Origin of the sequence: Gloeotrichia echinulata CP02, assembly GCA_038087035.1 — a bacterium.
Classification (GTDB): Bacteria; Cyanobacteriota; Cyanobacteriia; order Cyanobacteriales; family Nostocaceae; genus Gloeotrichia; species Gloeotrichia echinulata.
The window spans coordinates 3,004,500-3,016,994 of record CP051187.1 but is presented as its reverse complement, the minus strand read 5'-3'; the positions used below and the strand labels follow the sequence as shown (position 1 = coordinate 3,016,994).

The following is a 12,495-nucleotide window of genomic DNA, read 5'->3' as shown; positions in this document are numbered from 1 at the left end:
CTATGCTCCTTGAGCTTGATAGCGATCGCCCAATCGCTGCCTTAAATTAGCTAAGTTATACTGTTTTTCAAATTGGTTTCGCTGTTGTTGAGCTTTTTGGCGACGTTGCTCTAGGTAATTGTCGATTTCTTGGCGATGGGTGAGATAATATGCGATTGCTGCGTATATTTCCCCTAAACTGAGAACGGAATACTGAACAGCAATTTCTTCAGGTGTAGCGCCGTTATGGTATGTGGCTAGCAAGCTATCGAGAGTAACGCGGCTGTTACCGATACGAATACCTCCAGCTTCGTCCCAACGAAACGGCGGAATGCTAACCTGAAATTTGATTTGAACACTCATCGGGGCAATTCCTGGAGTGGTATTTATTTTTTATGTTTATTTTAACCTTAAATGGCGATCGCTCCTGATTTTATTTTGAATTGTGATTGGACTAGCCTCAAAAATTCAGTGATCGCTTACAACTATCCCAGCTATGAGCTGATCATCTAGAATTATTACAAGTAACTTAACATTTCTTAAAGTTATGCAAACAACCACAGCCCCCTCTACAACCCCAATTGCTGGCCAATACTGGGTGTGGCGAGGGCACAAAGTTTACTACGTAAGCGCCCCCCAGAAACAGCAGCAACGTCCACCCTTGCTGTTGGTGCATGGTTTTGGTGCTTCTACAGACCACTGGCGCAAGAATATCACAGGATTGTGTCAAGATTTTGAGGTATTTGCCATAGATTTGTTGGGGTTCGGACGTTCAGCCAAGCCGAAGCTGCAGTATAGTGGTGACTTGTGGCGCGACCAACTCAACGCTTTTATTAATGAAGTGATTGGTGAAAAAACAGTATTGGCTGGTAATTCCCTTGGGGGCTATGCTTGCTTATGTGTTGCAGCACAACATTCTGAAACTGTAGCTGGTTTAGTGTTGCTTAATAGTGCAGGCCCCTTTAGCGTTCAACAGCCTACATCTGAACCTGAAGCTTTACAATCACAAATTGAGCCGATACAAAAACCCTCTAGTTTACAACAGCTAGTGGGTAAATTTATCAAATCGATTTTTCAACAACGTTTAACCCAGGTTCTGTTATTTCAATACGTGCGACAACGTTGGGTAATTCGTCGCACCCTGAAAAAAGTTTATCTCAATCAGAGTGCGATTACAGACCAATTAGTAGAAGAAATTCGACGCCCTGCTGATGATAAAGGCGCAATAGATGTGTTTGTTTCAGTTTTTAGCACTCCCCAAGGCGAAAAAGTTGATGTACTTTTGCAGCAATTAACTTGTCCTTTATTGATGTTGTGGGGAGAGGCTGACCCTTGGATGAATTGTCGGGAACGTTCTCAAAAGTTTCGTCAATATTATCCTCAATTGCAAGAATATTTTCTGGGTGCTGGTCATTGTCCCCATGATGAAATACCCGATCAAGTAAATTCACTTGTACGGGATTGGGTGTTGAAAATTCATAATTCATAATTCATAATTATGTTATGTAGTGCAATTCATCTGTAGGGTGGGCATTGTCCACAACATAAGCATTTAGGTGGGCAATGCCCACCCTACAAATTTACATAATGAATTATCAATTATCAATTAATATTGGTTAATAACAAGCCCGCTGACGCGGGCTTGTTTATGTATCAAAAGTGAGTGAAGTACATTAACCAAAAAAGGTTAAGTTTCTTGGGCACAATAAATATCTAGTATTACTGTTATCCTAGTCTTTCAACTAGCTCCTCAAGCGTGAATTTCGGCACTTCCTGCCGTATAAAGGATATTATATCACTCTTAATTTTAAAAGCCACTACAAAACTCAAAAACCTGGTCAACTGTGACCAGGTTCGCTCGGATTTTTAGGTTTCAAATTCTTAAACGTCTAAAGTGAGTGAAAAATCAACAACTAAGGTGGACTTGAAGACTAACAAACTCAGCATTCTCCGTTTTTCCGCTTTGGGATTTGGCTTTGCCTTTGTTGAGAAGACTTTATGCCACTTCACTATTAATCTGCTGACATTTGCTTGGGCTGATGACGGGGGACATCAAGTCATTTACCCATTTAGTTTGTTTGTGCTTTATTTTGATGTCCTACAACCTAAATTTAACACGAATACAACAAGTGGAATCCATTGTTTACCAAACTTTATATTTTATTGGAAGCGACGGGAAACTCCATCCCCTTGTGGGTGGTCGAGGTTGCTCGCCGCCGACTTGGGGGATTGGGCATTGGGCATTGGTGAATCTAGCCCCGTGCCCCATGCCCTATTCCCCATGCCCTACAAATTGGAGATTTTTTTAATTGAAAGTCCCTATTACCATTCCCACATAACTTGGTTATTGTCAAGATGGTCGGTGACAATACGTCCAATAGCATCGATTTCTGCAAGGTCGGTGGGAGAAAGTTGCACCGCAGCGGCTTTAGCGTTGTCTATGGCTTGTTGAGGATAACGCGCACCGGCGATCGCATTTGTTTGGGGTTGGGCAATTAACCACGCCAGCGCTAACTGAGCCAGGGTAGAATTATGTCGTTCGGCGATGGGACGCAGTTTTTCTAGCGCTTGTTGGGCACGTTCAAAGTTTTCGCCTTGAAACAGCTTATTTTTGGCGCGATTATCGCCTGGATCAAATTTATGATCAGGCGCAAATTTCCCGGTTAATAATCCTTGCGCTAAAGGCGAATAAGCAATGATGGAAATATTATTTTCGATACAATAAGACATTGCATCCTTCTCTACCTGGCGCCAAAATAAAGAATAAGGCGGTTGTAAACTATCAATACGTCCATACTGTGAGGCTTCTGCTAGTTGGACGCCAGAAAAATTAGAAACTCCAATTGCTCTAATTTTACCTTGTTCTTTGAGAAAATTCAAAGCGCTGATGGTTTCTGCAATAGGCACTATTTCACTATTAAAAGCACCAGCAGGCCAATGAATTTGGTAGAGGTCGATATAGTCAGTTTTGAGGTTTTTTAAAGAGCGATCGCAAGCCTCAATGACTTGTTCATACTTGAGATGGTTGGCAAAAACTTTCGTCGCATACTCCACGCGATCGCGCACATCAGATACAGCTTCGGCTACAATGCGTTCAGAGTGTCCTTCACCATAGACCTCAGCCGTATCAATTGTTGTGATCCCGGCTTCAAATGCGGCTCGGATAGTTTTAATCGAGTCAGCATCCTCAATTCCCACCCACATTTTTTTACCGGCTTGCCAAGTTCCTATAATGATGGGTGTGATTTGTACGTCGGATGTTCCTAATGACCGCTTTTCCATAATTGTTCCCTAATTGAGATCCCTGGATAGTTTCATAGTTTATCGGCCTGAGCGTGAAATTAAATCTGATTAACAGTAGATACCGATGGAATTAACTACAACTTTTCATGCACTCAAAGAATGGGCAGTGGCTATCGATGCCTTAGAAAAGGGTAATATTATTATGTTGCTCCGTAAAGGGGGTATCCATGAACGGAATGGACGGTTTCAAGTTGCCCATGAGCAGGTTTTGCTCTACCCTACCTTTGAGCATCAACAAGCTTTTTTACTGAAAGCTGAGTATGCCAATTTTGTATATCCAGTGACATCAGGTTGGCATCCTGAAACAGTACGCATCGGTAGTTGGGCAGAAATTACTGATATTTTACCCTGCAGTGACGAATCAATTGTCAACGCCTTGTTGCCCTTCCATATTTGGAACGAGTATTTTATTAGCGATCGCCTAAAATGGAAAGCGCGTCAACCCCTGTATATACTTCTGTTGCGGGTTTACAAACTTCCCGAAGCACAAGATATTCCCTATAGTAGTAAATACGGTGGCTGCAAATCATGGATTGATTTAGACCAACCCCTCAACCGAGAACAATCACAGCCAGTTTTATCTGACGCTACATACAAACAGCTAGTTGCAGAAATTCGCCAGATTGTGGGCGATCAGTTATATGCTGAGGTCTTTGATACTCGCTTTTAAGTAAGCCTTAAATTGTTGGGTAAATTATAGCACAATACGCTTGGTGTTAAGGCTAAAAATTTGGTTCTTGCGTACTTAACGTGCTAAATTTTTAATTACAGTCGATAACTTTGTTTTAAAATCAAGGCTTACAGGCGCTTATAGCCAAAATTTTAATCATCAGACCTAAAAGGCAGTAAATAATGGCTGTCATCTTATCCCAGCAAGGAGTTCAAGCTTATTTTTCAACATATTTAGCACGCTAAGTACGCAAGAACCAAGCTTACCTAAAATCGTAGTGATTGATACATACAACTGCCAAAATAGCAAGTAAGATTATAAAAACGTAACCCTTTAGGAAAAGGGAGAGATAGGTGTTTCTATTGCCGTAGTTCTCGGATTTTACAGTAAATATCCCATACAGTTCTCAGAATTCAAGTATTTCTACTAGGGTAGATAGCATTTAATTCGACGAGAATTCGAGGATTAGATAAAAAAGTACCCCACAGGGTTGAGGCAGGTATTGACAAAATACTGCCATTATGCCATACAAGCTAAAACGCAAAGGAGTTTACCATGCATCAAAGAATGTGCTGGTTATCTAAGTCTGGTGGCGATGGAGAAAAAGTTTTGCATTTGCAGATTTCTCCTAGTCAGCCTTGGCGTCCTTACACAGCTTTTCCCCAATTTGCAGTCCCAGATTATCGCATTCCAGGTGGTTCTAAAGGTTGGGCTACCTATCAAAAACTACTGAAAGCAGGTTGGACATTGATACATAGCGCCAGAGCAAACGAGTTTGGTAGCAACGAGTCTGAGTCAATAGTTCAAAATCAAAATCAAAATCAATAGTCAAAAGTCAAGAGTCATTAGGCTGGAATAGTCAAAAACCTTTTGGTGAACCTTCACCACGGGTATCAGCGGCTCCTTCTAGAGTACCATCTGCCGTGACGGCGATCGCGTTGGCATTGCCCCAAGGACTAATTTCCTGAATCTGATGTCCGCGTCGGCGTAATTCTTGCAACTTGACACTCCCCACGGATAAATCCGGGGGATTCCAGCGTCACTGACGTTCCTTGCTTTTGCAGGTCTTGCGACCAACAGAAGTAGAGGGGACATCTCTACTGGCGTTACTTCCCGGATGCCCTCCGGTAGCGTTTGCACGACTTAAAATTACTTTGGCAGCATTCACATCACGTTGTTCAATATATCCGCAATGTGGACAAGAATGGGTGCGGGTGCTGAGAGATTTCTGAACTCTTGCGCCACAATTACTACATTCCTGGCTTGAAAAATGGGGAGAAATCTTAATGATTTTTCTGCCGAATTTCTCTCCAAAGTAGTCGAGCCACTGACAGAAGTTGTACCAAGATGCATCACCGATACTTTTGGCTAGCCTGTGGTTCCTCAACATGCCTGAAATATTTAAATCTTCGACGACGACCAAAGCGTTAGCTAGGCATAAGTTACGCGCCAATTTTTTAGCGTGTTCATTCCTCTGTCGAGTTACTTTTAAATGTTTGCGAGCATAAACACCACGGGCTTTTCTTCTGCCAGATGACCCTTTTTTCTTCTTGTAAATGTTACGTTGAACCCGCTTAATTTCCTGTTCTGCCTTGCGTAGAAAGCGCGGGTTATCTTCATGTTTGCCATTGCTATCAGAGTAGAAAAATTCCAGTCCCACATCAATACCGATCTCTGATGTAGTTGGCGGAGCTTCTTGCTGATTATCAACTTTCACGCAAAACTGCACATAATATCCATCTGCACGGCGAACAATCCTGACCCTTTTGATTAGCTCGATAGGATAAGTATGAATATCCCATTTACCTAATAATTTCAGTTCACCAATACCTTTCTTATCAGTGAATGTTATTCGGCGTTTTATTGGATGCAACTTCCACCCAGACACCTTGTACTCAACAGAACGGCTATGCTTTTTGAATTTTGGATAGCCTTTCTTGCCTGGTTTATTATTTTTGCAGTTATCAAAGAACCGATTGATAGCGCGTTCTACGTTTTCTACTGATGCTTGACAAGCATGACTATTTAAATCATTAACAAATTTAAATTCTGCCCGTAGTTGAGTGTTGTATTGGTACAGTTCTTTTTTGCCAATGCCGCGATTATCCATCCAGTATCTAAGCACCTTATTCCTGACAAACTGACTTGTGCGGATAGCTTCATCTATGGCTTTTGACTGCGCCTTTTTGACAACTGCTTTGTACTCCATTACCAACACTCTCAAATCACCTCCTTGATATTTTAATTTGCTTAAAATAATATATAACTACAGACTGTATAGTGTCAACAGGGTTCCATGCAAAAGTTCAAATCAAACAACAATGTTGTTTATTCGTGCAAATATCATGTTATTTTTTGTTTGTCCTAAATACAGAATACCAGTCCTTGTGGACGCAATCGCTTCTCGACTAAAAGAGTTACTTGCCCTCCGAGCGATTGAGATTAAAGTAGAGATTCTAGAAATGGAGATAATGCCCGACCACGTGTATTTACTATTAGAAGTTGACCCGCAGTTTGGAATACATCGAGTCGTGAAGAGATTCATTGGTGCAACTTCTAGATACTTACGATTAGAATTTCCAGAGTTGAAGAGTAGATTACCTACTTTGTGGACTAATTCTTACTTGGTTTCAACAGTGGGAGGCGCACCACTGGAGGCAGTCAAGATGTATATTCAAAATCAAAAAGAAACTTGACGGCGATTAAAATCGCCAACGGCCTAGCCCCCATAAATAGAATTTAGGGGCTTGCTCGCCGTTGGTAAAATGGTCAGACTTATGGCGTTGCGTTGTTCATTGACAACTGTCAGATGACTGGTTTCAGGTGATTCATAACCAGGTGTGTAGAACCCCACCCTCCTACCCCCCACCCTGTAAGCGAGGAGCGCAGAGCAGGGAGCAGGGAAAAGGTACAAACCGAACTACATCTAACTGATAACTGTTTTCTCCCCTGCTTTTTCATTGTCGAGAGCGCTAAAGCGCAACTACAAACAAATTTATATGTATAAAATTTGCTAAATGCCGATTGGTGGGTATAAATTTAATAACTAATACCAGTTTGAACAAAGAATGCGACAAATACATGAGGTAGGGGCGCAAGGCCTTGCGCCCCTACAGGTGATTGATGTCTTGACAAGATTTTTGGAATTGGTATAACAGCAGTCTCTCTGAGAGTGATTTTATCCAGTTAAGACAGTTACATATATTTACAAATGGAATACGAAATACTTGAAGCCACCGGTTTGGCTGGGGCACAATTAGTGGTGGAGCCACCACCATCGCCAAAAGCGCCAAAAGTGCCACAACCGCCCACATTCGATACCGTACCAAATACGATTTATAACGTGGGAGTACTGTTAGCTCTTTCAGACATTGATTCAAAAGCCTCTCATAGCAGGGTTAAATAAGTTTTTTTGGCATCGTTGCATAGTTGATAGGGGTGCAAGGCCTTGGTTGATAGGGGCGCAAGGCCTTGGTTGATAGGGGCGCAAGGCCTTGCGCCCCTACTTTATTTGCGCCGATCTACTTAGCTTCTGCTAACAATGCTTTTGTCGCAGATTCTCCAGCTAATTTTATCTGTCTTGTTAATTGAAAGTTTAACAATGCGAGAACAGTAAAATCGGCTAAGAGTGCCATAAAAATTGTTGTGGTTGCAGAATATTGTATAGCTTCCCAAGGAAAAGTGGAAAATAGCCACACCGTAGCATGTTTTGAGGGATAGATGTCAAGCAATTGTAAAATTAAGGCTGGCAGGAACATTGCCGCAGTTACAGTACCTATCGCCCAAAAAGCACGCTGGGAATTTTTCATCAACAGCATCAATTGAGCTATGGTAGCATAAATCAACATTAAGCTAATAAACAAAGCCATAGCTAAAATTACCTGAATTTTATCAAGATTGGTAAAATTATGGGTATTGGGTGCAAGTATTGTCCAAACTACAAGTGGTGTTGTTGTAATTACAAGATTAATGGCGATCGCTACTATTGCGGCTCTTCCGTACTTAGCGTGCTGAATTTGTTAAAAAATAAGTTTGAAACCCTTGCCTGGCTCCGATAAAAGCCATTATTTTTTGTATTTGAGCTACTGTTACTAAAAATCAAATTATAAACGCCTATAAGCCTTGTTATTAAAGCAATTTAATCGACTTTCATTAATAATTAAGCACGCTATACACGCAAGAGCCGTAGGCGTTGAGTGCGGCGCGGTTCCCGCAAACGATACAGACGGGCAAAATAATCTAGGTAATCCCAGACAGTCAAATCCTCATACAATGGATAGTCATCCGGTAAATAGCCAAGACGACGTTTGAGAGTGGGGTTGCTTTTGTCCCGAACTAGGCGATCGCCGTTAATATAAATCTCACCCGTAGTTGGCTCCTCAGCAGTTGCTAACATGCGGATGAGAGTCGTTTTACCAGCGCCATTCGGACCAATCAGTCCGTAAACCTCACCAGCCTCAATCTCTAAGTCAACATCATTCACAGCAACATGTCGGTCAAATTGCTTGGTGAGTCCACGGGTGCTAATTGCCAATTCTTTTACCATAGCTGCTAGGGTGCCGCTGTTGATTAATCACTAACCTAGCTTGTGACTACAGTCTTTGTCAGGCTCGTTTCCGAAATGGAAACTGGTTTTATCTAAATTTGATGGGATTACGAGTTAATACTGATTGTAAATTTTAATTGAGGTATATAAATTTAGTTTTTCTTAGGAAGGTACTGTAACTAGTGATGAATAACAAAAACTGTTATCATAATGCTCTATCCTGGTTATTGAAGTGATGGATATATGAATATTTCCCTGACTCCTGAGCTGGAAGCATTCGTGCAAGCACAGGTTGAGTCCGGCTTGTACCATTCTCAAAGTGAAGTTATTCGAGACGGATTGCGTCTGTTAAAACGCTTTAACGACCATTCCGAGGAATATAAACTCTGGCTCAATCAACAGATTGCTATCGGTCTAAACGAGCTTGACAATGCACAAAGTCTACCCGCCAATGGCGCACGGGAACGCATCCGCAACAAGGCGCAACAGTTGATCAAAAAATCCGTGCAATGAACCCAAAACCTTATATTCTCTCGGAGCAAGCAGAAAACGACTTGGCGAGGATTTATGCTTATATTGCACGAGATAATCTGGATGCTGCCGAACGGATGCTGGACAAACTCCTTAGCGCCTGTGAGTTGCTGACGGATAACCCCAGAATAGGACAGTATCGTGCCGACCTTACCCCGCTTCCCGTCCGTTTCTGGCTGGTGCATCCCCGCTATTTTCTCATATACCGAGGTGAAAGCCCCGTTGAAATCGTCCGCGTGCTGGCGGCTAATATGGATATTGCGCGAGAACTTGCTGGGGAATCAACAATAAGGGACATCGAGTAGGTTTTACCCCAAAATTGCGAAAGGGTAGAATTTCCCAATATCTGATCTCGATCTCGCGTATAATCACCATTACCCATCTCGAATTGATGCATAAATAGCGCCATTCCCCCAGAACCAAGGGCACGGCAATGCCGTGCCCCTACACGCGACTGACTTTCCCATGTCCAATGCCCGAACAAGTCACACATCTAAATAAATTGAAAACTCCATCGGGACATTTGCTAGGTATGATATTTAGCTTAAACAGCAAGAAGCCCCGCACCATACACTTCGTGTTGGTGTCGGGATGAATTGCGCGACAAAAAGGAGACGCCATTCAATCAATTTTTACCGCAGGTGAAACAGATTGAATGGCAGTCGAGTTTTTGTCAATTTCTGGATTCGGTAGTGAATCGATAAATTCTTCTAAAACTTGTGTCATTGTTTTATCAACTTGTATTGAATATAACTGCAACTTATTATATCTACGTTCAGACATCCTTAACCCTAATCTTTTGTTTTTCATGATGGCTGTACATTGTTCGTACATTCATGCTAGCATATAACAAGTTAAGTGAGAGGTCGAATCACGATGAAAACAACTTACCAGTATCAGGTTTACCCAGATACTAATCAAAAGATAGAGCTTAACGAGTGGTTAAGAATATCTCGTTATTGGTACAACCGACAATTGGGTGAGCGGTTTTCATGGTGGCAGAACAATCACTTGCAGCTAAAAGCGTTTCCTTTTTGGAAAGACACTTTCCCTGGTTTATTTGAGCGGCCAAGTCACTACTCTCAAAAGTTGCAATTACCAGAAATAAAGAAAGATTTTATCAAGGTAATGCATATTGGAGAGTTACTAGATTTTTCTCGTGTTGATTCAACTGTTTTGCAAGATATTTGTAAGCGAGTTGATAAGGCTTTTGAAAGGTTTATAGTTGGTGATAAAAAGGGTAAGCGTTCGGGTAGGCCACGTTTTAAAACAGCAGCTAGTTTTGGCACAATGACTTTTGCAAGTGCTAAAGATGATTGGATTAAACTAGTTCGGAAAAACTGGTTATATCTAAGATTACCTAAATTGGGTGTTGTACAAGTCAGAATGCATCGACCTTTGCCCAGTGGTTTTAAACTTAAACAAATCAGCGTAACCAAAAAAGTAGATGGTTGGTATATCCAGATGTGTCTGGAAGATACCTCTGTACCTGATTTTAATCCTGATTTAATTGTTCCAGCTTGGGATAATTCAATGGGTTTGGACGCTGTTTTACATGGTGATGATTATCTGGCTACATCCGAAGGTGACAAACTACCTTCTTTAAAATCACTACGTAAAAACCAACATAAACTGGATAAAGTATCAATCAAGAGAAATAAAAGAAAACCTGGTAGTAAACCTAGAAGAAAACTAGCTAAAAAAGAAGGTAAACAGCATCAACGTATCGCTAGAAGTCGTAAGGATTTTCAATATAAGACTGCCCATAAACTTGTAAGAAGTGGTAAGAAAGTATTTTTCCATGAAAAACTTAATTTACAAGGTTTGAGTAAAAAAAATGCACCAAAGCCAGACGAAAATGGTAAGTTTTTACCCAATGGACAATCAGCAAAGTCTGGATTAAATAAGTCTTGGATGGATGCAGCATTTGGACAGTTTTTTGAGATATTAGGTTACATAGCCGCAAAAGCTGGTGCCGTTGTGATACCTCAAAATCCTGCTTATACTAGTCAAATTCTCAGTTATCGGAACGAGATAGTATTTCCTAATCTTGATACTAGAGATTACTGGGATGAGATTGAATCTTTGAGAGTTGATAGAGACATTAATGCCGCTATCAATTTGAAGAGACTTGGCTTGGGCATTATGCCAAGTATAAAACGCCGTAGTAAGAAAATAGACATAGTTGGAACTATGTCTGACAGTATTACAAAGGAAATTTTGAACATCCTTAACAGGACTTCAGAAGCCTACACCATACCCGTAGGGTTGGTGTAGGAGATGTCACTCTGTGAGAATTTGTGCGCGATTAAACATCTACCCAGTAAAATATAGCTATGACCCAAAACTACCGCATTACCCTCCTCCCTGGCGATGGCATTGGCCCTGAAATTATGGCAGTGGCGGTAGAGGTGCTAAAAGTCGTAGGGGAGCAATTTGATATTAAGTTTGATTTCCAAACTGCTCTCATCGGCGGTGCTGCGATTGACGAAACCGGGGAACCTCTACCCTCTGTCACTTTGGATATCTGTCGTGACAGTGATGCTGTATTACTCGCCGCTATCGGTGGTTATAAGTGGGATTCTCTACCATCTAACTTACGCCCAGAAGCCGGTTTATTAGGGCTGCGTGCGGGGTTAGGATTGTTTGCCAATTTGCGCCCCGCGAAAATTTTACCCCAACTGATTGACGCCTCAACTTTAAAGCGGGATGTTGTGGAAGGCGTTGATATTATGGTGGTGCGCGAACTGACAGGCGGTATTTATTTCGGTAAGCCCAAGGGCATTTTTGAGACAGAAACTGGTGAAAAACGCGGTGTAAATACGATGGTTTACACCGAATCGGAAATTGAACGCATTGGCAGAGTGGCTTTTGAAGCGGCGCGCAAACGTGGTAAAAAACTCTGTTCGGTGGATAAAGCGAATGTATTAGAAGTATCTCAATTGTGGCGCGATCGCATCATCAAACTTTCGGCGGAATATCCCGATATTGAACTATCTCATCTTTATGTCGATAATGCTGCTATGCAGTTAGTACGCGCTCCTAAGCAATTTGATACGATTGTCACGGGGAATTTGTTTGGCGATATTCTCTCGGATGCCGCTGCCATGCTGACAGGTAGTATTGGGATGTTACCCTCTGCTAGTTTGGGTGCTTCAGGGCCTGGAGTCTTTGAACCCGTCCACGGTTCGGCGCCAGATATTGCGGGACAGGATAAAGCTAACCCCCTAGCCCAAGTTTTGAGTGCAGCCATGTTGCTACGGTACGGCTTAAACCAAGCAGAAGCAGCAGACAGGGTTGAACAAGCAGTATTCCAAGTTTTAGAGCAGGGCGATCGCACAGGCGATATAATTTCTGCAGGGAAGAATCTTCTCGGTTGCCGTGCTATGGGCGACTCACTGCTGAAAACTCTTGCAGCAAAATAATTTGATCGTGTCAAGTTGTACCATTTTGGCAACCGTTAGAT

At 41.9% G+C, this 12,495-nt stretch carries 13 protein-coding genes and 2 pseudogenes; 8 read left to right on the top strand and 7 right to left on the bottom strand.

What is annotated here, in order from left to right:
* Nucleotides 1-342 carry a DUF433 domain-containing protein gene (locus HEQ19_13380; GenBank protein WYM00366.1) on the bottom strand — a complete coding sequence of 114 codons (342 nt, stop codon included), beginning with the start codon at nucleotides 340-342 and terminating at the stop codon, nucleotides 1-3.
* Between the two features lie 184 nt (nucleotides 343-526).
* Between HEQ19_13380 and HEQ19_13375 the strand changes: the two genes are divergently transcribed.
* Complete coding sequence (locus tag HEQ19_13375; protein WYM00365.1) at nucleotides 527-1,468, top strand: alpha/beta fold hydrolase; 942 nt, start codon at nucleotides 527-529, stop codon at nucleotides 1,466-1,468.
* An 833-nt stretch (nucleotides 1,469-2,301) separates the two neighbouring features.
* On the opposite strand, the gene HEQ19_13370 is transcribed toward HEQ19_13375, so the two are convergent.
* Nucleotides 2,302-3,261, bottom strand: a complete 960-nt coding sequence (locus HEQ19_13370; GenBank protein ID WYM00364.1) for an aldo/keto reductase — start codon at nucleotides 3,259-3,261, stop codon at nucleotides 2,302-2,304.
* 85 nt (nucleotides 3,262-3,346) lie between these two features.
* Here HEQ19_13370 and HEQ19_13365 point away from each other — a divergent pair, with 85 nt between their 5' ends.
* Together HEQ19_13365 and HEQ19_13360 are read left to right on the top strand one after the other, a co-directional pair.
* Entirely contained in the window at nucleotides 3,347-3,952 is a 606-nt protein-coding gene (locus HEQ19_13365; GenBank protein ID WYM00363.1) for a DUF1802 family protein, read from the top strand.
* Nucleotides 3,953-4,507: 555 nt separating this feature from the next.
* On the top strand, nucleotides 4,508-4,780 hold the full coding sequence (locus HEQ19_13360; protein ID WYM00362.1) for a hypothetical protein: 273 nt from the start codon (nucleotides 4,508-4,510) through the stop codon (nucleotides 4,778-4,780).
* A gap of 31 nt (nucleotides 4,781-4,811) precedes the next feature.
* Here the strand turns inward: HEQ19_13360 and HEQ19_13355 are convergent, their stop codons facing one another.
* Complete coding sequence (locus HEQ19_13355; protein ID WYL98112.1) at nucleotides 4,812-4,967, bottom strand: hypothetical protein; 156 nt, start codon at nucleotides 4,965-4,967, stop codon at nucleotides 4,812-4,814.
* Nucleotides 4,968-4,991: 24 nt separating this feature from the next.
* Entirely contained in the window at nucleotides 4,992-6,161 is a 1,170-nt protein-coding gene (locus HEQ19_13350; GenBank protein ID WYM00361.2) for a transposase, read from the bottom strand.
* An 87-nt stretch (nucleotides 6,162-6,248) separates the two neighbouring features.
* Between HEQ19_13350 and tnpA the strand changes: the two are divergent.
* Nucleotides 6,249-6,648 (top strand): annotated as a pseudogene (gene tnpA, locus HEQ19_13345) (IS200/IS605 family transposase).
* A gap of 825 nt (nucleotides 6,649-7,473) precedes the next feature.
* Here tnpA and HEQ19_13340 read toward each other — a convergent pair.
* A complete protein-coding gene (locus HEQ19_13340; protein WYM00360.1) occupies nucleotides 7,474-7,821 on the bottom strand; it encodes a hypothetical protein in 348 nt (115 codons plus the stop codon).
* Between the two features lie 317 nt (nucleotides 7,822-8,138).
* A pseudogene (locus HEQ19_13335) lies at nucleotides 8,139-8,498 on the bottom strand (ATP-binding cassette domain-containing protein).
* A 279-nt stretch (nucleotides 8,499-8,777) separates the two neighbouring features.
* Here HEQ19_13335 and HEQ19_13330 point away from each other — a divergent pair.
* Both HEQ19_13330 and HEQ19_13325 read left to right on the top strand, forming a co-directional pair.
* Nucleotides 8,778-9,011 (top strand): type II toxin-antitoxin system ParD family antitoxin, encoded by a 234-nt coding sequence (locus HEQ19_13330; protein ID WYM00359.2) that lies wholly within the window; start codon nucleotides 8,778-8,780, stop codon nucleotides 9,009-9,011.
* Nucleotides 9,008-9,334 carry a type II toxin-antitoxin system RelE/ParE family toxin gene (locus HEQ19_13325; GenBank protein WYM00358.1) on the top strand — a complete coding sequence of 109 codons (327 nt, stop codon included), beginning with the start codon at nucleotides 9,008-9,010 and terminating at the stop codon, nucleotides 9,332-9,334. Before HEQ19_13330 ends, HEQ19_13325 begins: the two co-directional genes overlap by 4 nt.
* 316 nt (nucleotides 9,335-9,650) lie before the next feature.
* Here the strand turns inward: HEQ19_13325 and HEQ19_13320 are convergent, their stop codons facing one another.
* Nucleotides 9,651-9,812 (bottom strand): hypothetical protein, encoded by a 162-nt coding sequence (locus tag HEQ19_13320; protein ID WYM00357.2) that lies wholly within the window; start codon nucleotides 9,810-9,812, stop codon nucleotides 9,651-9,653.
* A 93-nt stretch (nucleotides 9,813-9,905) separates the two neighbouring features.
* Here HEQ19_13320 and HEQ19_13315 point away from each other — a divergent pair, with 93 nt between their 5' ends.
* A complete protein-coding gene (locus HEQ19_13315) occupies nucleotides 9,906-11,306 on the top strand; it encodes a transposase (GenBank protein ID WYM00356.1) in 1,401 nt (466 codons plus the stop codon).
* A gap of 59 nt (nucleotides 11,307-11,365) precedes the next feature.
* A complete protein-coding gene (gene leuB / locus HEQ19_13310; GenBank protein ID WYM00355.1) occupies nucleotides 11,366-12,454 on the top strand; it encodes a 3-isopropylmalate dehydrogenase in 1,089 nt (362 codons plus the stop codon).
* Nucleotides 12,455-12,495 lie beyond the last annotated feature (41 nt).